Genomic DNA, 21,680 nt, shown 5'->3' with positions numbered 1-21,680 from the left:
CCCACCGGGTGCAACACGCGGGAGCGGACCATTCGGACGATGGCGACGCACCGTCGTGACGGCGGGGTAAGGTGGCCGCTACGGGCCGAGGTTCCACGTGCCGAAGGGCTGACCAGCCCACCTGTGCGTGGACGACCGGCCCAGCTGTCAAGACGTCGGGAAAGGTCCACCGTGCGCAGTACTCAGTCCCACAAGCGGCGCACGCCGCTCCTCGCCGCGGCCGTGCTCGTGAGCGTGCTGCTCGCCGGCTGCGCCGGCGACCGCGGGCCCTCGGAGGAGGGGATGGGTCTCGACGTCGGCTTCCTGCCGTCCACGCGGGACATGACGGACAAGACCGACCAGCTCATCAGCCTCTGGAACGGGACGTGGTTGGCCGCGCTCGCCGTCGGTGCCGCCGTCTGGATCATGACGCTCGTCTGCATCGTCGTGTACCGCAAGCGCAAGAACGACGACCGCCTCCCGGTGCAGACCCGCTACCACGTGCCGCTCGAGATGATGTTCACCGTCATCCCGGTGTTCCTGGTCGGGACGCTCTTCTACTTCTCGCAGGCGTCGACGGCGACGATGCAGGACACCGACGCCGAGGAGGACCTCGTCGTCAACATCTACGGCAAGCAGTGGAGCTGGGACTTCGTCTACACGACGGACGGCGTCTACTTCTCCGGCGACCGGATGAGCCTGACGGGCGAGGAGGGTGTCGAGGAGACGCTCCCGACCCTGTACCTGCCCGAGGGCCAGACGGCCGAGATCATCGTCCACTCCCGCGACGTCGCGCACTCGATCTGGATCCCGGCCTTCCTCTACAAGGTCGACATGATCCCTGGCCGTACCGCGAGCTTCGAGGTCACCCCCACCCGTGAGGGCGTGTACTCGGGCAAGTGCGCCGAGCTGTGCGGCGAGTTCCACAGCGAGATGCTGTTCAACGTCGCGGTCGTGCCCCAGGAGGAGTACGACGCGATGATGCAGGAGTACCGGGACAACGGGTGGGAGGGCGACCTGCCCCCGGAGCTGGGCCGTAACTACGACCTGCCCCGGTACCCGGTCGAGAGCGCGAGCGAGGGCAACTGATGGCAACGACGATCGAGCAGCCGGCCCACGCCGGCGAGGGTGAGGGCGTCCCCGGTCTGAGGCCGCGGAAGCAGTCGATGGGGAAGCTCTTCGTCTCCTGGATCACGTCGACCGACCACAAGGTCATCGGCTACATGTACCTCGTCACGGCGTTCGCGTTCTTCGCGATCGGCGGCCTGCTGGCACTGGTCATGCGGCTCGAGCTGTTCTCGCCGGGCCTCATGCTGCAGTCGGCCGAGCAGTACAACCAGTTCTTCACCATGCACGGCACGATCATGCTGTTCCTGTTCGCGACGCCGTTGTTCACGGCGTTCGGCAACATCATGGTGCCGCTGCAGATCGGCGCCGCGGACGTCGCGTTCCCCAAGCTCAACATGTTCGCGTACTGGCTCTTCCTGTTCGGTGGGCTCCTCGCGATCGGCGGCTTCCTCACCCCGCAGGGCGCCGCGAGCTTCGGCTGGACCGCCTACACGCCGCTGTCCACCGAGGCCTTCTCGCCCGGCCTGGGCGGGGACCTGTGGGTCGTCGGAATCGCGCTGACCGGTTTCGGCACGATCTTCGGCTCGGTCAACTTCATCGCGACGATCATCTGCTACCGCGCGCCGGGCATGACGATGATGCGCGTCCCGATCTTCACGTGGACGACGCTGGTGACCTCGCTGCTCGTGCTCATGGCGTTCCCGGTGCTCGCCTCGGCACTGTTCGGCCTCGGCTTCGACCGCGTGCTCGGCGGCCAGATCTTCAACCCGGAGGCGGGCGGCGCGCTCCTGTGGCAGCACCTGTTCTGGTTCTTCGGCCACCCCGAGGTCTACGTCATCGCGCTGCCGTTCTTCGGCATCATCTCCGAGGTCATCCCCGTCTTCTCCCGCAAGCCGGTGTTCGGGTACCAAACCCTCGTCTACGCGACGATCGCGATCGCCGCCCTGTCGATGACCGTGTGGGCGCACCACATGTTCACCACCGGCGGCGTCATGCTCGACTTCTTCTCGCTGATGACGATGCTCATCGCCGTGCCCACGGGCGTGAAGTTCGTCAACTGGATCGGCACGATGTGGCGCGGGAAGCTCACCTTCGAGACGCCGATGCTGTGGGCGCTCGGGTTCATGACGACCTTCGTCTTCGGCGGCGTCACCGGCGTCATCCTCGCCTCCCCGGCGCTGGACTTCATCCTCCACGACACGTACTTCGTGGTCGCGCACTTCCACTACACCGTGTTCGGCACGGTCGTGTTCTCGATGTACGCGGGCATCCACTTCTGGTTCCCCAAGTGGACCGGCAAGATGCTCAACGAGACGCTCGGCAAGATCACGTTCTGGTTGACGTTCATCGGCTTCCACACGACGTTCCTCGTGCAGCACTGGCTGGGCGCCCAGGGCATGCCGCGGCGCTACGCGGACTACATGGTCGAGGACGGCTACCAGCTCTACAACCAGATCTCGACCGTGGGCGCGTTCATCCTCGCCAGCTCGACGATCTTCTTCTTCATCAACGTGTACGTGACGATGCGCGGGCCGCGCACCGTCTTCGTCGACGACCCGTGGGGCTTCGGCAACTCCCTCGAGTGGGCCACCGGCTCGCCCGTGCCGCGGCACAACTTCACGTCCCTGCCCCGTATCCGCTCCGAGCGGCCGGCGTTCGACCTCCACCACCCCGAGGTCACGGCGATGGAGCACACCGCTCCCGACGAGGCCGTGCTGGCGGCCGCCGGCAGGGGCGGGCCGTCCACCACCCGACTGGAGGAGCGGCGATGACCGCACAGATGCCCGACGGCAGCGACACGCATCCGATCGGTGTCGAGGAGCAGCAGACGAGGATCCGGCCCATGCGGGTCGAGATCGTCATGTTCGCCGCGCTCACGGTGTTCTTCACGCTCTGCGGTGTGGTCTACGCGGCGGTCGCGGACTTCGAGTCGGTCGGCACCGTCGGGTTCCTGCTGCTCGGTGGGATGAACGGCTTCATCGCCTTCTACCTGTGGCTCACCGCCCGTACGACCGACGCCGCCGCGCGGTGGGAGGACGACCCGCACGCCGAGATCGCCGACCGTGCCGGGGACATCGGCCAGTTCGCGCCGCAGTCGTGGTGGCCGCTGGTGCTGGGTGTCGCCGCGACCCTGGGTTTCCTCGGGATCGCCGCGGGATGGTGGATCGCCGGGCTCGGGCTCGTCGTGGCGCTGGTGGGCGTGGCCGGTCAGATGTACGAGTTCAACCGCGGCATCCACGCGCACTGACACCGCGGGGCGACCGCCGGACCGGGCCCGTGCTCCGTCGAGGGGCACGGGCCCGAGCCGTCTCCGGGCCCCCGGGAGCCCCAGGAACGACCGACGGGCCCGCACCCCCAGCCAGGGGTGCGGGCCCGTCGTGGTGTCGTTCTAGGGCCGTCAGGCGACGACGAGGCCGCTCGCGTTGGCCGTGGCCTTCGCGAGGCGCTCCGAGGCGTCCTGCCAGTTGGCGATGTTCCAGAACGCCTTGACGTAGTCCGCCTTGACGTTGAGGTAGTCGAGGTAGAACGCGTGCTCCCACATGTCGAGCATCAGCAGCGGCAGCGTGCCGACGGGCACGTTGTTCTGCTGGTCGAACATCTGGAAGACCACGAGGCGGCCCGAGACCGAGTCGTACGCGAGCACGGCCCAGCCGGAGCCCTGGATCGAGGTCGCCGCGGCGGTGAAGTGCGCCTGGAACTTCTCGAACGAGCCGAACGAGTCCTTGATCGCCTCGGCGAGCTCGCCCTCGGGCTGCCCGCCGCCCTCGGGGGAGAGGTTCTTCCAGAAGATCGAGTGGTTGATGTGTCCGCCGAGGTTGAACGCGAGGTCCTTCTCGAGCTTCGGCGCCGCGGCGAGGTCACCGGACTCCCGGGCCTCGGCGAGCTTCTCGAGCGCGGTGTTGGCACCCGTCACGTACGTGTTGTGGTGCTTGGAGTGGTGGAGCTCCATGATCTTGCCGCTGATGTGGGGCTCGAGCGCCGCGTAGTCGTAGGGCAGCTCGGGAAGCGTGTACGTCATGCGTGTCCTCCATCGTCTCTCCGGCCGTTCGCCGGGGTTGTCGTGCTCACGGGCCGCCGGCCCGCTCACTGGGTGCAACAGCACGTGCTCCCTATTGTTCCCCGTTCCGTGATCCGGCGCACGCGCGTGTCAGGGCCCGACGACGAACGGCGCCACCCGCTCGGGGTGACGCCGTTCGTCGTCGGGTTGTGGCCGGCTCAGTCGCGGATGAGCCGCGCGCTGGACTCCGAGCGCGGGGGCTCCTCGTAGTGCTCCTCGGCGGGGTCGGTGCCCTCGACGAGCCCGTGGCGGTGCTGCTCGGCCTCGGCCAGCTCGGCCGGGGTGACGGGCTCGACACGGTCCTCGTAGAACCACCGGGACAGGGCGATCCGCATCCTGCCGGGGCCCTTCTGACCCGCGGGACGGTCCACGCCGTTCTCGTCGACCTCGGGCTCCGCCACGAGCGGGCGGCCGGCCTCGTAGCCGACCAGCGTCCAGCGCTCGTGCTCGTCGAGCGGCCGGTGCCAGCTGTGCATCGAGCCGTCCGGGAGCTGCACGAGCCGACCGGTGTTGTGCCCCTCGAGCACGAGCTCGCGGTCGCGGCGCTGCAGCGAGAGACAGATCCGCTTCACCAGCGGGAACAGGATGAACGGCAGCACGATGAAGCCGATCCGGAACGCCCAGGTGATCTGGTTGATGGACAGGTCGAAGTGCGTCGCGATGATGTCGTTCGAGCCGGCCGCGTTGAGCAGGAAGAACTCGGCGATGATAATCACGCCGACCGCGGTCCGCACCGGCACGTTGCGCGGCCGGTCGAGCACGTGGTGCTCGCGCGTGTCCTTCGTGGCCAGCTGCTCGATGAACGGCCACAGCGCGAGGATCCCGAACATCAGCCCCGGGATGATCACACCGGGCACGAGCACGTTGAACGGGATCGTGAAGCCGCCGATGACCACCTCGGTCTCGCCCGGCATGAGGCGCAGGGAGCCCTCGAGGAAGAGCATGTACCAGTCGGGCTGGGCGCCGGCGCCCACGGGGGAGGGGTCGTACGGCCCGTAGTTCCACACGTTGTTGATCGACATGAGCGAGCCCATGAGCGCGAGCACGCCGAACACGATGAAGAAGAACCCGCCGGCCTTGGCCATGTACACCGGGAAGAGGGGGTAGCCGACGACGTTGTTGTCGGTGCGGCCCGGGCCGGGGTACTGGGTGTGCTTGTGCACCACCACGAGCATGAGGTGCACCGCGACGAGCGCGAGGATCAGGCCCGGGATGAGCAGGATGTGCACGGTGAACAGGCGCGGGATGATGTCGGTGCCGGGGAACTCGCCGCCGAACAGCCCGTAGCTCGCGTAGGAGCCGATGATGGGGATCGACTTCGCGACGCCGTCGGCGATCCGCAGGCCGTTGCCGGACAGGACGTCGTCGGGCAGGGAGTAGCCGGAGAAGCCGGCGAGCAGGCCCAGGATCATCAGGCTGAAGCCCACGACCCAGTTGATCTCGCGAGGCTTGCGGAACGCGCCCGTGAAGAAGATGCGGAACATGTGCGTGACGATCGCGGCCATGAACAGCAGGGCGGCCCAGTGGTGGATCTGCCGCATGAGCAGACCACCCTTGACCTCGAACGAGGTGTAGACGGTCGAGGCGTACGCCTCGGACATCTCCAGACCCTGGTGGGACACCGGCAGGGCGTCCAGGGGGTAGGTCGTGTGCCCCATCGAGGGGACGAAGAACATCGTGAGGAAGATGCCCGAGATGATGAGCGTGATGAAGCTGTAGAGCGCGATCTCGCCCAGGAGGAACGACCAGTGGTCGGGGAAGATCTTCCGCGCGAACTCCTTGACGAGCTTCGCGGCGCCGATCCGCTCGTCGAGGACCACGCCGGTCTTGCCGGCCAGGGTCGTCGGCGCGGGCGCGCGCCGTGCGTCGGGGGTGGCGGTCGTGGTCACTTGAGACGCTCCCAGTAGCTCGCCCCGATGGGCTCGTCGAAGTCGGCGGTCGCGATGAGGTAGCCCTCGGTGTCGACGGCGATCGGCAGCTGCGGGAGCGCCCGCTTCGCCGGGCCGAAGACGACCTTGGCGCCGTCGGTCATGTCGAAGGTCGACTGGTGGCAGGGGCACAGCAGCTCGTGGGTGGTCTGCTCGTAGAGCGCGACCGGGCAGCCGACGTGCGTGCAGATCTTGGAGTAGGCGACGATCCCGTCGTAGCTCCAGTCCTGCCGCTCGGGCGTCTCGACGAGGAGCTCGGGATCCATCCGGACGAGGATGACGACGGCCTTGGCCTTCTCCTCGTAGTAGTGCTCCTCGGCCTCCATGCCGTGGGGGACGATGTGGAAGACCGATCCGCGCGTGACGGAGGCGGCCGGCAGCGGGTCGCCGGTCGGGTCGATCGCGAGGCGGCGCCCGACGCGTCCGTCGGCGGTCTCGCCGAAGAAGGAGGGGTCGGCCTCCTCGGGCGTGTCGCCCCAGATCGTGTGGCGGAACTTGTCGACGTCCCAGTCGCGGCCGAGGTTGCCGACCAGCGGGACCACGAACGGCAGCGGCGCGAGGGCCAGCGCCCCGGCGAGCGCACCCTTGAGCAGCGGGCGACGAGCGATGTTGGAGTCGGCGGCGCCACGGCGGAGGATCTCCTGGGCCTCGGCGCGGCCCGCCGCGTCGGAGGCCTGCATGTGGCGCTCCTCGACCTGCTCCTCGTCGTTCATCAGCGACTTGGCCCAGTGGACGGCCGCGAGGCCGATCCCGAGCGCACCGATGCCCAGGCCGAGACCGAGGGCGAGGTTGGAGGTCCGGACGCTCATCATCTCGGCGTTCAGCGGCAGCACGACGTACAGGACGACGCCGGCGATCGAGGCGATGACGGACAGGACCAGCAGGATGACGACGATGGCCTCGGACCGCTTCGCGGCGGCCGGGTCGGAGTCGCCGAGGCGGTGCCGGTGCGGCTCGAGACCGGGATTCTCGAACCGGTCGTCTACCGCGACGTCCCCCGAGCGGTGCTCCGCGCGCGCCACGTCGTGGTTGCCGTTGTCGTTGGGCGGGGTGGTGCTCACGAGGACCTCGCTCCGATCCAGACCGAGGCGGCCACGAGGACGCCCATGCCGACGATCCACACCCACACGCCCTCGGTGACGGGGCCGACCGAGCCCAGCGACAGTCCGCCGACCGACACGTCGCGCTGGGCGACGAGGTAGGAAATGACGTCGCGCTTGCCCTCGGGAGTGATGTTCGCGTCGTTGAACACCGGCATCGCCTGCGGGCCGGTCTGCATCGCCTCGTAGATCTCCGTCGGCGTCGAGCCGGACAGGTCGGGCGCGTAGCGGCCCTCCGAGAGGGCGCCGCCGGCGCCGACGGCGTTGTGGCACATCGCGCAGTTCGTGCGGAACAGCTCCATGCCGTTGGCGGCGTTGCCCAGCTCCGGGTCGACCTGCTCCGCGCTGGGGATCGCGGGGCCGGGGCCGAGGCCCGCGACGAAGGCCGCGACCTGGTTGATCTGCTCGGGCGTGAAGCTCGGGTTGCCCTCCGCCGCCTGGGGGCCGTTCATGCGCATCGGCATGCGGCCGGTCGCCATCTGGAAGTCCACGCTGGCCGCGCCCACGCCCACGAGCGAGGGGCCGATGTCCGTGCCGGTCGCGTCGAGGCCGTGGCAGGTGGCGCAGTTGGCCTGGAACAAGCGCTCGCCGGCCTCCGCGTCCTCCGAGGCGCTCTCGGCTGAGGTGGCGTCGGCGGTGCCCGCGTCGACGAGGGCGAGGACGCCGCCCGTCATGATCAGCGCGAGCAGGAGCAGGATCACCGGTGCGTACCGGCTCCTCCTGCGTGCGGCGAGTGCCTTCACGATTCTCGACCTCTCGGTGGTGATTTCGGTGGTGGGGGCCGTGGGATGTCGGGGCAGGTCCGGACCGTTCCGTGCCGCGCCCCGGCGACGCTATCTGATGATGTAGATGATGATGAACAGGCCGATCCAGACGACGTCGACGAAGTGCCAGTAGTACGACACGGCGACGGCCGATCCGGCCTCGAGGTGGCCGAACGTCTTGGCCTGGTAGGACCGGCCGAGGACGTAGAGGAAGGCGATGAGCCCGCCGAGCACGTGCAGGGCGTGGAAGCCGGTGGTGATGAAGAAGACCGAGGAGTACGAGCTGGCCTGGATCGTCACGCCGTGGTGCATGAGCTCGATGTACTCGGTGGTCTGCCCGGCGACGAAGATCGCGCCGAGCACGTAGGTGAGGAAGTACCACTCGTTCATGCCCCACCGGCGGACGTCGAGCAGGCCGCCGGTGCGGCGCTGCTGGAACCGCTCCGCGGCCCACACACCCATCTGGCAGGTGAACGAGCTGGCCACGAGGATGATGGTGATGCTCAGGGCCCAGGGGAAGTTGAGGACGGACGCCTCGTCCGCCCAGGCCTCGGGGCCGGCGACCGACCGGTGCGTGAAGTACATCGCGAACAGGCCGGCGAAGAACATCAGCTCCGAGGCGAGCCAGACGATGACGCCGACCGACAGCGGGTTCGGCCGGTTCACCGTTCCCGGTGCGTGCGCGGGTGCAGAGGTAGACGACACCTGGTCATTATGGCCCACGTCAGGGGTGGTGCGGACCTCTCCCGTCGGCGCGCCTGCCGGTCAGGACGGTCACATCCGCGCCGGGCCTACGATGTGGTGGGCGTGCGGCCGGGCCGCCGTGCCGAGCATCGGACGCGTGAGGAGCAGGACATGACCGTGACCAGGACCGACCAGGGCGCCGAGTCGACCGGGGAGGTCGGCGAGGCGCGGATGACCGTCCTCGTCTTCTCCGACGACTCCGCCACACGCAGTCAGATCGTCTCCTCGGTGGGGCGCCGTCCGGCACGGGACCTCCCGCTCGTGGACCTGGTCGAGACCGCGACCGCCGACGCGGTCGTCTCGCGCGTGGAGGCCGGCGGCGTGGACGCGCTCGTGCTCGACGCAGAGTCGCCGAAGGAGGGCGGCATGTCGTTGTCCCGCCGGCTGAAGACGAGCGTCTACCGCTGCCCGCCGGTGCTGCTGATGATCGCGCGGCCCGAGGACCGGTGGCTCGCCACGTGGTCGGAGGCGGACGCGGTCGCGACCTACCCCGTGGACCCCCGCGCGCTCCAGGAGGCGCTCTCGGGCCTGCTGCGCGAGCGGCTCTCGTGAGGTCGGGCCGCGCGGTCCGCTGGCCCGACCTGCTCGCACGGGTCGTCGCGGGCGAGGACCTGTCCGCGCCGGAGACCGCGTGGGCGATGAACGAGGTGATGACGGGGGCGACGGACCCGGTGGTCCTCGGCGGCTTCCTCGCGGCGCTGAGCACGAAGGGCGAGTCCGTCGACGAGCTGCGCGGCCTCGCGGACGAGATGCTCGCGCACGCGCTGCCGGTCGACGTCCCCTCCGACGTCGTCGACATCGTCGGCACCGGGGGTGACCGCCTGCGCACGGTCAACATCTCGACGATGGCCTCGCTCGTCATCGCCGGCGCGGGGGTGCGCGTGGTCAAGCACGGGAACCGGGCCTCCTCGTCCGCGTCCGGCTCGGCCGACGTGCTCGAGAGCCTGGGTGTCGACCTCGACCTCGACGTGCCCACCGTGGAGCGGGTCTTCCACGAGAACGGGCTGACCTTCTGCTTCGCGAACATGTTCCACCCCTCGATGCGGCACGCCGCGCCCACCCGGCGCGCGCTCGGCATCGGCACGGCATTCAACCTCCTCGGGCCCCTGACGAACCCGGCGCGGCCCCGCGCGGGGGCGATCGGTGTCTCACCGGTGCGCAGCGCCCCGCTGGTGGCCGGCGTGCTGGCTGCACGCGGGACGTCCGCGCTCGTGTTCCGCGGGCGCGACAACGGACTGGACGAGCTGTCCACCACGACCGTCAACCAGGTGTGGGAGGTCGCGGACGGTGAGGTGGTCGCCCACGAGATCGACGCGGTGACCGAGCTCGGGCTCGCGCCGAGCACGGTCGAGGACCTGCGTGGGCAGGACGCCGCCTACAACGCCGCCGTGGCCACGCGTCTCCTCGCGGGCGAGGCGGGGTCGGTGCGGGAGGCGGTGCTGCTCAACGCGGCGGCCGCGCTCGTCGCGGACGGCACGCTGCCCGGTCTGGACCGTGCGGAGCACCCGGGCCTCGTCGACCGCCTGAGCATCGCGCTGGACCACGCCCGGGAGTCCGTCGACTCCGGCGCGGCGCGCACCCGCCTCGACCGCTGGATCGAGCTGACGGCCGGCTGACGCGCGACGACGCCACCCGGTCATCAAGGAGTGAGCCTGGATACTATAGTATCCAGGCTCACTCCTTGATCTCTGGCGGGCTCAGTCGAGCCCGATGTGGAACGCCTGCTCGAGATCGTTGCGCGAGTACGCCTGGAAGGCGAGGTACGTGGTCGTGCCCGTGACGCCCTCGATCTTGCCGAGACGGTCGGACACGACGTCCGCGAGGTCCTCGTGCTGCTCCACCCGGGCGATGGCGATGAGGTCGAAGTCACCGGTGACGGAGTAGACCTCGGAGATGCCGTCGAGGTCGGCGACGCGCTGGGCGACCTCGGGGATGCGGGCGACGTCGGCCTCGATCATGACGATGGCGGTGAGCATGTCTCCTCCTGGCTGTCGGGCGGCCGATGGGCGGGCCGGGGCTGGGACGGCGTCAGCGGCGCCGACCCCCATCATCCCCGATGAGCGAGTCGGGTCCCGGCGGCAGGGGCAGCGAGCCGGCGCCGCCGACCGGGGAGCCGAGCGGGACGTCCCCCGTGCGGTCGACGATCCGCGTGCCGCCGCGCCACAGCCACTCGGCGAGGATCTCGGTCTCCTCCGCGGACGCGGCTCCCCACGTCGACGTCGGCACGGGGACGTGCTCGGCGGTCGCGACCAGGTCCGCCACGGTGGCCATCGGGTCGACGCCCGGCGCAGAGATCGCGGTGCCGGCGAGCCGGCCGTGCCGCACCACGACGATCTCCCAGCCGCCGGCCGGCCTCGCCCGCGCGGCCACGATCTCGGCGGTGGCGACGAGCGGCCGCAGCAGCTCGGTGCGCCTGGCTGCCACGAGCAGCGCCCGCAGCCGGTCGCGCTCGGTGGCCGCCTCCTCGTAGCGCTGCCGGGCCGCCAGGTCACCGATCCTGCTCAGCAGGGCCGTCCGCACGGCCGTGAGGTCACCGGCGAGCGCGCGGCGCAGGCCGGCGACGGCCTGGTCGTGGTCCACGGGCTCCTCGGTCCCGGTCGCCAGGGTGCGGGGCCGGATCTGCAGCAGCGCGGGCCCTGCCGCGCACGGCGCCGAGCACTGGCCCAGCTCGGCGAGCGCGCACGCACGGGCGTCCGCCCGGGGCACGGCGGGCAGGCGGGCGGTGCAGCGGCGCACCGGCACCACCGACTGCAGCGCCTCGACCGCGAGCCGCGCCGCCCGCTGCGAGCCGAACGGGCCCAGCGCCGTGCCCAGCCTGGCGGCGTCGAGGGAACGCACGATCGTCAGGCGCGGGTGGGGCTCGTCGGTCAGCCGGACCCACGGCAACCTGCTCGGTCGCTTCGAGCGTCGGTTGTAGGGCGGGTCGAGCTCGGCGATGAGGCGCAGCTCGCGCACCCGCGCCTCGAGCACGGTGGCGCACGGGATCTCCTCGACGCTCGCCGCGAGGTCGACCATCTCGCCGATGCGGGCCCGGCGCTCGGCGCTCGTGAAGTACGAGCGCACGCGCTGGCGCAGGTTGGTCGCCCGCCCCACGTACAGGACCTGCCCGCCGGGCCCCACGAACCGGTAGACGCCCGGGCCGCGGGAGAGCCCGTCCGCGATGCTCGCCTTGCGGCGGCGGTGCGCGGGGACCTTCTCGGCGAGAGTGGGCAGGTCCTCGCGATGGGTGATGCCGAGCGGGGTGAGACGCCCGATGAGGGCGTGCAGGACGTCGACGGTGGCCCGGGCGTCGGACAGCGCCCGGTGGTCGGGCGTGGTGGTCGCCCCGAAGTATGCGGCGAGCGTTCCGAGCCTGCGGTTGGGGACCTCGTCGTTGGTCACGACGCGCCGGGCCAGCTGCACGGTGTCGACGACCATCGGCGCGGGCCACTCGCGGCCGTGCCGGCGCATCGCCTCCTTGAGGAACCCGACGTCGAACCGGGCGTTGTGCGCCACGAGCACGGAGCCGCGGTCGAACCCCGCCATCTCCAGGAAGGTCGGGAGCACCTCCTCGATCGGCGGGGCGGGCGCGACCATCGCCGTGGTGATGCCGGTCAGGACGGTGATCTGCGGGGGGACCGGGATGCCGGGGTTGACCAGCGTGCCGAGCTCGGCGAGCACCTCGCCCCCGCGCACCTTGACCGCGCCGATCTCGGTGATCCGGTCCGACCTGGCGGCCCCGCCGGTGGTCTCCAGGTCGACGACGACGAACGTCACCTCGCTCAGTGGCGTGCCGAGCTCGTCGAGCCCCACCTGGTACGGGCGGCCGTGGCCCTGCGCGTCGCTGCCGCCTCGAGCGTCGCCGTCGTCGACCAGCCGGCGGCCGGGAGGCGGGGCGAGCAACGAGGACACGCGGACAGGCTACGGACGGACGCCGACACCGTGGTCGGCGACCACGGTGTCGGCGCGGCGCACCGGGGACGAGGTGCCGTGGACGCCGGGCCGCCCGGGGCCGGTCAGGCGTCCGCGCCGGTGGCCGCCGCCCGGCGGGCCCGGGCGTCGGAGTACAGCGAGTCGACGAGCTCGGCGTGGTCGGCGAGGACGGCCGCGCGCTTCACCTTGAGCGACGGCGTGAGGTACCCGTTCTCCACCGTGAGGTCCTCGGGCAGGATGACGAACTCCTTGATCTGCTCGGCGCGCGAGAACTTGGTATTGATCCGGTCGATCGCCTGCTGGAGCCGCTCGCGCACGAACGGGTCGGTGCGGGCCTGGTCGGCGGTCATCGGCTCGCGACCGTGGTTGTCGAGCCAGCCCGGCAGCATCTCCTCGTCGAGCGTGATCAGCGCCGCGATGAACGGCTGCTGGTCCCCGACCGCGAGGCACTGGGAGATGAGCGGGTGACCGCGCAGCGGGTCCTCGAGCAGGGCGGGGGCGACGTTCTTGCCGGCCGCCGTCACGATGATCTCCTTCTTGCGCCCGGTGATGCGCAGGTGCCCGTCGTCGAGCGAGCCGAGGTCCCCGGTGCGGAAGAACCCGTCCTCGGTCATGGCGTCCGCGCCCACCCCGCCGCGGTAGCCGCGGAAGACGGGCAGGCCGCGCACCTCGATCTCGGAGTCCTCGGCGATGCGTATCTCGGTGCCCGGCATCGGCAGCCCCACCGTGCCGATCCGCAGGGAGTCCGGGCGTCCCACGGCGATCGGCGCCGTCGTCTCGGTGAGCCCGTAGCCCTCGAGCACGACCAGGCCCACGCCCCGGTAGAAGTGGCCTAGCCGTTCGCCCAGCGGCGCGCCGCCCGAGACGGCGTACCGCAGGCGTCCGCCCATGACCGCGCGGAGCTTGGCGAGCACGAGGCGGTCGAGGACGCGGTAGCGGGCCTTGAGGAGCGCCGACGGGCCGCTCGAGGTGTCGAGGGCGCGGGAGTAGTCCTCGGCGGCCTTCGCCGCCGCCCGGAAGAGGCGGAGCTTGATGCCGCTGCCCGCCTTCTGCTCGGCGGAGTTGAACACCTTCTCCCAGATGCGCGGCACCGACAGCAGGAGGGTGGGCCGGAAGACGGCGAGGTCGGCCACGGCCTCCTTCGGTTCGGGGGAGTGCCCGAGCGGGACGCCGGCGGCGAGGATGAGCACCTCGACGAAGCGGGCGAACACGTGCGCCAGGGGGATGAACAGCAGCGTGCACGAGCCCGGCTGGGAGACGACCTCGCGCAGGGTGTGGACGGCCTCGACGGCGAGGACGGCAAAGTTCTCGTGCGTGAGCTCGGCGCCCTTGGGCCGGCCGGTCGTGCCCGACGTGTAGATGATGGTCGCGAGGTCGTCGAGGTGGACGGCCCGCTGGCGCTCACGCACCTCGTCGTCGGAGACCTCGGCGCCGCGCTCCGCGAGCGTCTCCAGCGCGCCGGAGTCGATGACGAGGACCTCGCGCAGGGTCGGGGTGCCACCCTCGAGACCGCCCGCCTCGCGCAGGACCTCGGCGTTGGCCTCGGTCTCCGCGAAGGCCACCGTGACCTCGGCGTCGCTGACGATCCACTGGGCCTGGTCGGCGGCGGACGACTCGTAGATCGGTACGGGCACGGCCCCGACGTACCAGGCGGCGAGGTCGAGCAGGGTCCACTCCAGGCGCGTGCGGCACATGATGGCCACCGAGTCGCCCGCGGCGACCCCGGAAGCCATGAGGCCCTTGGCCAGCGCCTCGACGCGCGCGAGGCTCCAGGCCGCGTCGCGGTCGACCCACTCGCCGGCGACCTTCTCCCGGAAGAGCACCCGGCCGGGCGCCTCACGGGCGTGGTCGACGAGGAGGGTGGTGATCGAGGAGTCGGCGGGCACCTCGACCGCGCGGGGGAACGAGGCGGTCGGGCGGGGGGTGGTCTCGCTGGACATGGGGGCCTCCGTCGGCGCTGGTCCTGGCGGGCGACCATGACCGCGGCCGCCCTGCCGTACTGGTGGGACAAGAGTAGGCGCCGGGGTGGCCTCAGACGACCGCACCGTCCGAGCCGTGTCCCCGCTCCCCGGGCAGCCGGCGCACGAGCAGCACGATGCCTGCGACCGTCACGGCCAGACCGAGCAGCATGAGGGCGACCGACGGGGGACGGCCGAGCACCCCCAGGACGATGCCGAGGACGATCGGCGCGATCGCGCACGTCCAGCCCAGGATCGCGCCCGGGTCGGACAGGTCGGGCCCCGGCGGGTCCGGCTCGACGAAGCCGTCGATGCCCCACTCGGGGTCCTCGGGGTGCTCCTCGACCACGTGGTCGCGCGGTCCCAGCCCGCGGCCCACGGCCGGCCGGGCGCCGAGACGGTCGGTGCCGACGGGTGCGTCGCCGTCGGCCCCGGGGTCGGTGGGGCCGGTGGTGCGCCCGGCACCTGCCGGACCGGCGTCGTCGGGTCCGGCGTCGCCCGGGCCGACGCCGAGCTGGTCGAGGATCGAGGCGAAGCGCCGGTCGACCTCGGCGTCGTCGAGCGGCCGGCGCGACCGACCCGGGTCGTGCGACGGCGTCGGGTCGTCGTCACCGGGGTCCGGAGGGCGGATGGTCACGCCTCCACGGTAGACCCGGACCCGCCCACCGGGGCCACGGGGCCACCGGCGGCGCTCCTAGGATGGGGGAGTTACGTGTGGTCCGCGCCGTCGAAAGGTCACTCATGTCAGTCCGCCGCGTCGCCCTGCTCACCGCGGGCGGCTTCGCCCCGTGCCTGTCCTCCGCCGTCGGCGGTCTCATCGAGCGGTACACGGAGATCGCCCCCGAGGTCGAGATCATCGCCTACCAGCACGGGTACCACGGGCTGCTCACCGGCACGTCGGTGACGATCACGCCCGAGGCCCGGTCGCAGGCTCCGATCCTGCACCGCTTCGGCGGCAGCCCGATCGGCAACTCCCGCGTCAAGCTGACGAACGTGGCGAACCTCGTCGAGCGCGGGCTCGTGCCCGAGGGGGCGGACCCGCTCAAGGTCGCCGCCGACCAGCTGGTCGCGGACGGCGTCGACGTGCTCCACACGATCGGCGGCGACGACACGAACACGACCGCTGCCGACCTCGCCGCCTACCTCGAGGCGAACGGCCACCACATGACGGTGGTCGGCCTGCCGAAGACGATCGACAACGACATCGTGCCCGTGCGGCAGTCCCTCGGGGCCTGGACTGCGGCGGGCGAGGCGGCGCGGTTCGCATCGAACATCATCGGTGAGCACCGCTCGAACCCGCGGATGCTCATCGTCCACGAGGTCATGGGCCGGCACTGCGGCTACCTCACGGCGGCGGCGGCGCGCCGCTACCGGACGTGGCTCGACACGCAGGAGTGGGCGCCCGCGCTCGGGCTCACCCGCGAGCGGTGGGACGTCCACGCCGTCTTCCTGCCCGAGGTGCACCTCGACATCGACGCCGAGGCCGACCGCCTGCGAGCGATCATGGACGATCAGGGCAACGTCAACATCTTCCTCTCCGAGGGCGCCGGCGTGCCGGAGATCGTGGCGGAGCTCGAGGCCCGTGGCGAGGAGGTCGAGCGCGACCCGTTCGGCCACGTCAAGCTCGACACGATCAACCCGGGCGACTGGTTCGCGAAGCAGTTCGCCGAGAAGCTCGGCGCCGAGAAGGTCATGGTCCAGAAGTCGGGCTACTTCTCGCGGTCCGCCGCGGCCGACCCCGACGACCTGCGCCTCATCAAGTCGATGACCGACCTCGCCGTCCAGGTGGCGCTCGAGGGCGGCTCCGGACTCATCGGCCACGACGAGGAGCGCGACGGGCTCCTGCGCGCGATCGAGCACGACCGGGTCGGCGGCGGCAAGGCGTTCGACATCGCCCAGGAGTGGTTCACCGACCTCATGGCCGGCATCGGTCAGCCGGTCCGTCCCGCCGCCCCCGCGGAGCACTGACACCGGCCCGGCCGCCGTGGCGCGGCACACGTCACGTCCGTGTGCCGGCCACGGCGTCCTGGGCCGGCGGCCCGCCGCCTACGATGGCGCGGTGAACGTCGAGCCCACCGCGGAGACCCTGGCCGGACTGCAGCAGTGGCGGAGCGTGCCCGCCGCCCAGCAGCCGAGCTATCCCGACCCCGCCGCGCTCGAGACCGTCGTGGCCGAGCTGGAGGCCAGCCCGCCGCTCATCTTCGCGGGCGAGGCCGACCGGCTGACCGGTCTCATGGCGGCGGCCGGCCGCGGCGAGGCGTTCCTCCTGCAGGGCGGCGACTGCGCCGAGACGTTCGCGGAGTCCACGGCGGACCGGATTCGCAACAAGATCCGCACGGTCCTGCAGATGGCCGTCGTCCTCACCTACGGCGCCAGCCTGCCCATCGTCAAGATGGGCCGCATGGCCGGCCAGTACGCCAAGCCGCGCTCGAGCGACCTCGAGACCCGCGACGGCGTGACCCTGCCGTCCTACCGGGGCGACGCCGTCAACGCGCACGGCTTCACCGAGGCCGACCGCGTGCCGGACCCGCAGCGGCTGCTGGGGATGTACCACCGCTCCGCGACGACCCTCAACCTCATCCGAGCCTTCACCGGAGGCGGCTTCGCGGACCTCAGGCTCGTCCACGAGTGGAACCGCGGGTTCATCGAGAACCCCGCCCACGGCCGCTACGAGTCGCTCGCCGGCGAGATCGGGCGGGCGCTGCGGTTCATGGCGGCCGCCGGCGTGGACTTCGACGCCCTGCGAACAGTCGACATGTACTCCTCGCACGAGGCGCTGCTGCTCGACTACGAGGCCGCCCTCACCCGCATCGACCACCGCACCGGGCAGCCGTACGACACCTCCGCGCACTTCCTCTGGATCGGGGAGCGGACCCGGCAGCCGGACGGCGCGCACGTCGACCTGCTCTCCCGGGTGCGGAACCCGATCGGCGTCAAGCTGGGCCCGTCGGTCACCGCCGACGAGGTCCGGGCGCTCATCGACCGGCTCAACCCCGACGGTCTCGCCGGGCGGCTGACCTTCATCTCCAGGATGGGTGCGGGCAACGTCAGGGACGCCCTGCCGGGCATCGTGGAGACGGTCGTGGCCGACGGCCGCCCCGTGACCTGGGTGTGCGACCCGATGCACGGCAACACGATCACCTCGCCGTCGGGCTACAAGACGCGCGAGATGCACACGATCCTCGACGAGGTGCGTGGCTTCTTCGAGGTGCACCAGCAGCTGGGCACGGTGCCGGGCGGTCTCCACGTCGAGCTCACGGGCGACGACGTCACGGAGATCATGGGCGGTGCCGACCCCATCGACGACGCCGGGCTCGCCCGGCGCTACGAGACCCTCGTGGACCCGCGGCTCAACCATCAGCAGTCCCTGCAGATGGCGTTCGAGGTCGCGGAGATGCTCCGGAGCTGACGCACCGGGGCGCGCGGGCGCCCGGGTCGACCCGTAGGTCCATGCGCCGGGTGACGGCGGTGGCGGCCGGTCAGACCACGCGCAGCGTGACGGTCGTGCCGCGCTCGACCATCGAGCCGGCCTCGGGAGTCTGGTCGCGCACGGTCCCGTAGAAGGCGCCGAGCACGTCCTCCCGCTCCGCGACGAGGTCGAGCGCCTCGAGCTCGTCGACGGCGTCCTCCACCTGCATGTTGAGCAGGTCGGGGACCTCGACGAGCTCGGGTCCCAGCGAGACGACGAGCTCGACGTCGTCGCCGACGAACGCGTCGCCCTCGGCGGGGTCCTGCGAGATGACCGAGCCCTCGTCGACGGTGTCGGAGTACTCCTCGAGCACGTCGGCGCCGAGCCCCGCCTCCTCGAGCTCGTCGACCGCCGACGCCCGGCCCAGGCCCGTGACGTCGGGGACGGTGGTCGGCTCGCGGCCGTCGGAGACGACGAGCGCCACCGGTTCGTCGTGGGGGACGACCTCGCCCGCCTCGGGGTCGGTGGCGATCACCTCGCCGGCGGGGACCGAGTCGTCGTACTCGCGGGTGACCTCGCCGACCGTCAGCCGCGCGGTGGACAGGACCGACTCCGCCTCCTCCTGCGTCTGGCCGACGACGTCGGGGACGGCGAGGGTCTCCACGCCGATCGAGACCACGACCGTGACGGCGTCGTCCCGCGTCCTCTCCCCGCCGTCGGGCGACGTGGAGACGACGTTGCCCTCGGCGACGTCGTCGGAGTAGGCCTCCTCGAGCACCGGGTCCAGGCCGGCCTCCTCGAGCGCGGCGACGGCCGCCGTGCTCGGCCTGCCGGTGACGTCGGGGACCGGGGTGCCGGCGAGCGGCCCCGCGGTGAGGAGCCACCACGCGCCGGCCAGGGTCGCCGCCAGGACCACGAGCAGGAGTGCGACGAGGCCGGTGCGCCGTCGTCGACCCCGCTGTGCGCGTGACTGGGCGGAGCCTGGCCGTGACCGGCCGTCGTCCCCGTCGCGGCGCACGGGGATGGGCCGGGTGTCGCTGGTGTCGGCCGTGGTGGCCCGCTCCGGGCGGGTGACCGGATGGACGGGGGTGTCGTCCCGGACGGGGACGCCCCCCGCGGCCTGCGACGGCGGAGCTGCAGGCTCCGCCGGTGCGGCGGCGGACGCGGACGCCGCGGACAGGGGGGCCGCGGAGCTCGCCGACCGGGGCGCTGCGGGCCGGGAACCGGCCGCCGGCGCCTTGCTGCGGCGTGGCGCGGGACGGCCGTCGGGTCGGATCGCCCCGATCGGGATGGCCACGGACCGACCGGCGGGATCGGCCTCGTCGCGCGTGGCCGGCGGGGTGGGCGCGGACGGTGGTGCGGGCGGTGCCGAGCTAGAGCCGGGGCCGGTGGTGTCGTGGTCGCCCTGGTCGTCGAAGGTGGCCGGCGGGCGCGGCTCGACGTCGGAACGCCGGTCGAGGACCTCGGCCGGCAGCACGGTGCGGGTGCGGCGCAGCAGGGCGAGCGCCTCGCCGGCGTCGGCGGGCCGGTCGTCCGGGTCCTGCGCGGTGAGGGCGGCGACGAGGTCGTCGACCTCGCGCGGGATCCAGGTCAGCTCGGCGCCCGGGCCGGGGACCGTGCTGTTGACGTGCTGGAACGCGACCTGGGCCGGGGTGGAGCCGGAGAAGGGCTGGGCACCGGTGAGGAGCTCGTAGGCGACGACGCCGACGCCGTAGACGTCCGCCGGCGGGTCGGCGACCCCGTCGAGCACCGTCTCGGGCGCGATGTAGGCCACCGTCCCGAGCACGGTCCCGGACGTGGCGGCGGTCGTCTCGCTGATCGCCCGGGCGAGCCCGAAGTCGGCGACCTTCACGCGGCCGTCCGCGGTGACGAGGATGTTCTCGGGCTTGATGTCCCGGTGGACGAGGCCGGCGCGGTGGGCCGCGGCGAGGGCGTCGAGCACCTGGTCGAGCACGTCGAGCGTCTGCCCGAGCGTGAGCGATCCGCGGGCCCGGAGCTCGTCGCGCAGGTTGGGGCCGTCGACGAGCTCCATCGCGAGGTAGGAGGACTCGCCGGCGACGCCCTGGTCGTGGACGGCGACGACGCCGGGGTGGGACAGCCGAGCGGCCGCCCGGGCCTCCCGCCGGAAGCGACGGACGAAGTCGGGGGACTCCGCGAGGTGCGGGTGCATGATCTTCACGGCGACGACCCGCTCGAGCCGCAGGTCCTGCGCACGGTAGACGCTGGCCATGCCACCCCGGGCGATGCGCTCGATGATCCGGTAGCGCTCGTCGACGAGGTGGCCGGCCAGCGGGTCGGCGCGGGTGTCCACGGGCGGATGCTATCCGGGCCGGGTGATCCCGGGGTGGACCCGCGCCGGGCCGGACATCCCGCCGACGAGGGCGGGGCGCCGGCCCGGCGCGGAACGGATGTGGTGCCTGGTCAGAACCGGTTCATCGCGGCGCGCACCGTCTCGACGTAGCGCTCGGTGTCCGGGTACATGCCGTGGGCCCGGACGCCGCCCAGGCCCTGGTAGTACGCGGCGATGCCCTGGTCGGAGTCCTCGGCGGAGGACTGGAGCGCGCGGATGATCGCGACGCCGGCCACCACGTTGTCCTGCGGGCTCATGATGTTGAGCGGGCGACCGACGAGCTGGGAGGCCCACTCGCCGGAGGACGGGATCACCTGCATGGTGCCGACCGCGTTCGCGGGGGAGACCGACGCGTGGTTGAAGCCGGACTCGACGAACGCGTGCGCGAGCGCCAGGCGTGGGTCGACGCCCATCGAGACCGCCGTGCTGCGGACGAGCTCCTGCATCGACGCCCGGGACGGGACCCCGGCCTCGAGGAGCGCGGTGCGGTTCGCGTTGGCCGCACCCACGACGGCCTCGGGGTACGTGCGTCCGGCGAACGTCGACCCGATGCCGGCCGAGTCGTTGCCGGGGTCGGACGTGGCCGGGCCGGAGGCCGCGGCCGCACCCGGGAGGGTGAGCCGCTGACCCACGTAGATCCGACCGTCGGAGCCGATCGAGTTCGCCTCGGCGATCTCGCGGACCGACGTGTCGTTGGCCCGGGCGATGCGCGTGAGCGTGTCGCCCGGGCGCACCGTGTAGCTGCCGCCCGTGGACGACGACTCGGACGCCGCGTTCTCGGAGGACGCCGACGCGCCCGCACCGGGGAGGGTGAGAGTCTGTCCCGTCCGGATGACGGTGCCCGTCAGGCCGTTGGCCTGCTGGAGCTCGCGCACGGTGGTGCCGTGGGCGCGGGCGATGCCGATGAGGGTGTCGCCCGCCACGACCTGGTGCGAGCCGGACGAGGCCGAGGGCTCCGTCCGCGCCGCAGCCGCGGCGCCGGGGACGGTGAGGACCTGTCCGTCGATGATGAGCGAGCCCGTGAGCGAGTTGGCCTGCTGCAGGGCACGGACGGTCGTCCCGAGCTGCCGGGAGATGCCGATGAGGGTGTCTCCCCGGCGCACCGTGTAGCTCGACTCCTCGGGCGAGAGGCGCACCGGCGTGAGGGTGGCGGCCCGGGTCGGCGTGGTCGCGGCGGCCGGGGCGGTGCGCACGGTCTGGACCGCGGCTGCCTCTGAGCGGACGGACGCCGCGTACGGCATCGCCGTCTGCGGGGCCATCGGGGCCGGTGCGTCGGCCACGGCCGGGACGGCCAGGAGCGTCGGCACGCCCATCGCCGTCGTGGCGAGGGTGGCAAGGGTGAGCGGACGTCGGGTGCTGCGGCGGTGCGCATGTGCGACGGCGGGCATGTGTCCTCCGGGAAGTGGTACG

General features: G+C 72.0%; 18 protein-coding genes. 7 read left to right on the top strand and 11 right to left on the bottom strand.

Going from position 1 to position 21,680, the window contains the following annotated elements; all coding sequences use genetic code 11:
• Nucleotides 1-171: 171 nt before the first annotated feature.
• Genes ctaC through ACZLKG_RS10780 form a run of 3 tightly spaced genes read left to right on the top strand, consistent with a single transcriptional unit; the run spans nt 172 to nt 3,295 of the window.
• Nucleotides 172-1,068, top strand: coding sequence for an aa3-type cytochrome oxidase subunit II (ctaC, locus tag ACZLKG_RS10790; RefSeq protein WP_463648723.1), 897 nt, complete (start codon nt 172-174; stop codon nt 1,066-1,068).
• On the top strand, nt 1,068-2,819 hold the full coding sequence (ctaD, locus tag ACZLKG_RS10785) for an aa3-type cytochrome oxidase subunit I (protein ID WP_463648722.1): 1,752 nt from the start codon (nt 1,068-1,070) through the stop codon (nt 2,817-2,819). Before ctaC ends, ctaD begins: the two co-directional genes overlap by 1 nt.
• Nucleotides 2,816-3,295, top strand: a complete 480-nt coding sequence (locus ACZLKG_RS10780) for a cytochrome c oxidase subunit 4 (RefSeq protein ID WP_463648721.1) — start codon at nt 2,816-2,818, stop codon at nt 3,293-3,295. The genes ctaD and ACZLKG_RS10780 overlap by 4 nt, the downstream gene beginning before the upstream one ends.
• Nucleotides 3,296-3,445: 150 nt before the next feature.
• On the opposite strand, the gene ACZLKG_RS10775 is transcribed toward ACZLKG_RS10780, so the two are convergent.
• The 5 genes from ACZLKG_RS10775 to ctaE all read right to left on the bottom strand — a co-directional run bounded on the left by ACZLKG_RS10775 (nt 3,446) and on the right by ctaE (nt 8,602).
• On the bottom strand, nt 3,446-4,066 hold the full coding sequence (locus tag ACZLKG_RS10775) for a superoxide dismutase (RefSeq protein ID WP_425708892.1): 621 nt from the start codon (nt 4,064-4,066) through the stop codon (nt 3,446-3,448).
• A 197-nt stretch (nt 4,067-4,263) separates the two neighbouring features.
• Complete coding sequence (gene qcrB / locus ACZLKG_RS10770; protein WP_425708891.1) at nt 4,264-5,994, bottom strand: cytochrome bc1 complex cytochrome b subunit; 1,731 nt, start codon at nt 5,992-5,994, stop codon at nt 4,264-4,266.
• Nucleotides 5,991-7,094: a cytochrome bc1 complex Rieske iron-sulfur subunit gene (gene qcrA / locus ACZLKG_RS10765; protein WP_425708890.1), complete on the bottom strand. Its 1,104-nt coding sequence runs from the start codon at nt 7,092-7,094 to the stop codon at nt 5,991-5,993. Before qcrA ends, qcrB begins: the two co-directional genes overlap by 4 nt.
• A complete protein-coding gene (gene qcrC / locus ACZLKG_RS10760; RefSeq protein ID WP_463648720.1) occupies nt 7,091-7,876 on the bottom strand; it encodes a cytochrome bc1 complex diheme cytochrome c subunit in 786 nt (261 codons plus the stop codon). Before qcrC ends, qcrA begins: the two co-directional genes overlap by 4 nt.
• A gap of 90 nt (nt 7,877-7,966) precedes the next feature.
• Nucleotides 7,967-8,602 carry an aa3-type cytochrome oxidase subunit III gene (gene ctaE / locus ACZLKG_RS10755; RefSeq protein ID WP_425708888.1) on the bottom strand — a complete coding sequence of 212 codons (636 nt, stop codon included), beginning with the start codon at nt 8,600-8,602 and terminating at the stop codon, nt 7,967-7,969.
• A 150-nt stretch (nt 8,603-8,752) separates the two neighbouring features.
• Between ctaE and ACZLKG_RS10750 the strand changes: the two genes are divergently transcribed.
• Together ACZLKG_RS10750 and trpD are read left to right on the top strand one after the other, a co-directional pair.
• A complete protein-coding gene (locus tag ACZLKG_RS10750; protein WP_425708887.1) occupies nt 8,753-9,193 on the top strand; it encodes a response regulator in 441 nt (146 codons plus the stop codon).
• The gene (trpD, locus tag ACZLKG_RS10745; RefSeq protein ID WP_425708886.1) at nt 9,190-10,257 is read left to right on the top strand and encodes an anthranilate phosphoribosyltransferase; all 1,068 of its coding nucleotides are present in this window, start codon (nt 9,190-9,192) and stop codon (nt 10,255-10,257) included. Before ACZLKG_RS10750 ends, trpD begins: the two co-directional genes overlap by 4 nt.
• A gap of 81 nt (nt 10,258-10,338) precedes the next feature.
• On the opposite strand, the gene ACZLKG_RS10740 is transcribed toward trpD, so the two are convergent.
• From ACZLKG_RS10740 to ACZLKG_RS10725, 4 genes are all read right to left on the bottom strand, one after another.
• Nucleotides 10,339-10,617, bottom strand: coding sequence for an Lrp/AsnC family transcriptional regulator (locus tag ACZLKG_RS10740; protein ID WP_425708885.1), 279 nt, complete (start codon nt 10,615-10,617; stop codon nt 10,339-10,341).
• 52 nt (nt 10,618-10,669) lie between these two features.
• Complete coding sequence (locus ACZLKG_RS10735; RefSeq protein ID WP_425708884.1) at nt 10,670-12,532, bottom strand: DEDD exonuclease domain-containing protein; 1,863 nt, start codon at nt 12,530-12,532, stop codon at nt 10,670-10,672.
• 104 nt (nt 12,533-12,636) lie between these two features.
• On the bottom strand, nt 12,637-14,493 hold the full coding sequence (locus tag ACZLKG_RS10730; protein ID WP_425708883.1) for an AMP-dependent synthetase/ligase: 1,857 nt from the start codon (nt 14,491-14,493) through the stop codon (nt 12,637-12,639).
• A gap of 91 nt (nt 14,494-14,584) precedes the next feature.
• Nucleotides 14,585-15,148, bottom strand: coding sequence for a hypothetical protein (locus ACZLKG_RS10725; protein WP_425708882.1), 564 nt, complete (start codon nt 15,146-15,148; stop codon nt 14,585-14,587).
• 104 nt (nt 15,149-15,252) lie between these two features.
• On the opposite strand from ACZLKG_RS10725, the gene ACZLKG_RS10720 reads away from it, so the two are divergent.
• On the top strand, nt 15,253-16,479 hold the full coding sequence (locus ACZLKG_RS10720) for a pyrophosphate--fructose-6-phosphate 1-phosphotransferase (protein WP_463648719.1): 1,227 nt from the start codon (nt 15,253-15,255) through the stop codon (nt 16,477-16,479).
• Nucleotides 16,480-16,570: 91 nt separating this feature from the next.
• Nucleotides 16,571-17,920 carry a class II 3-deoxy-7-phosphoheptulonate synthase gene (locus ACZLKG_RS10715; RefSeq protein WP_425708880.1) on the top strand — a complete coding sequence of 450 codons (1,350 nt, stop codon included), beginning with the start codon at nt 16,571-16,573 and terminating at the stop codon, nt 17,918-17,920.
• Nucleotides 17,921-17,990: 70 nt separating this feature from the next.
• On the opposite strand, the gene ACZLKG_RS10710 is transcribed toward ACZLKG_RS10715, so the two are convergent.
• Nucleotides 17,991-20,231 carry a Stk1 family PASTA domain-containing Ser/Thr kinase gene (locus ACZLKG_RS10710; protein WP_425708879.1) on the bottom strand — a complete coding sequence of 747 codons (2,241 nt, stop codon included), beginning with the start codon at nt 20,229-20,231 and terminating at the stop codon, nt 17,991-17,993.
• A 110-nt stretch (nt 20,232-20,341) separates the two neighbouring features.
• Nucleotides 20,342-21,658 (bottom strand): lytic transglycosylase, encoded by a 1,317-nt coding sequence (locus ACZLKG_RS10705; RefSeq protein ID WP_463648718.1) that lies wholly within the window; start codon nt 21,656-21,658, stop codon nt 20,342-20,344.
• Between the last annotated feature and the right edge of the window lie 22 nt (nt 21,659-21,680).

The sequence above is a fragment of the Georgenia sp. Z2081 genome (genome assembly GCF_055326445.1).
Note: the sequence above shows the minus strand (reverse complement) of the source record. Positions and strands in the feature narration are given on the sequence as shown.

Bases quoted from the DNA above. Each gene is read 5' to 3' on its own strand.
- ACZLKG_RS10780 (WP_463648721.1), top strand. From the start codon at position 2,816: ATGACCGCACAGATGCCCGACGGCAGCGACACGCATCCGATCGGTGTC.
- ACZLKG_RS10775 (WP_425708892.1), bottom strand. From the start codon at position 4,066: ATGACGTACACGCTTCCCGAGCTGCCCTACGACTACGCGGCGCTCGAG.
- ACZLKG_RS10720 (WP_463648719.1), top strand. From the start codon at position 15,253: ATGTCAGTCCGCCGCGTCGCCCTGCTCACCGCGGGCGGCTTCGCCCCG.
- ctaD (WP_463648722.1), top strand. From the start codon at position 1,068: ATGGCAACGACGATCGAGCAGCCGGCCCACGCCGGCGAGGGTGAGGGC.
- ACZLKG_RS10705 (WP_463648718.1), bottom strand. From the start codon at position 21,658: ATGCCCGCCGTCGCACATGCGCACCGCCGCAGCACCCGACGTCCGCTC.
- ACZLKG_RS10730 (WP_425708883.1), bottom strand. From the start codon at position 14,493: ATGTCCAGCGAGACCACCCCCCGCCCGACCGCCTCGTTCCCCCGCGCG.
- ACZLKG_RS10750 (WP_425708887.1), top strand. From the start codon at position 8,753: ATGACCGTGACCAGGACCGACCAGGGCGCCGAGTCGACCGGGGAGGTC.
- ACZLKG_RS10740 (WP_425708885.1), bottom strand. From the start codon at position 10,617: ATGCTCACCGCCATCGTCATGATCGAGGCCGACGTCGCCCGCATCCCC.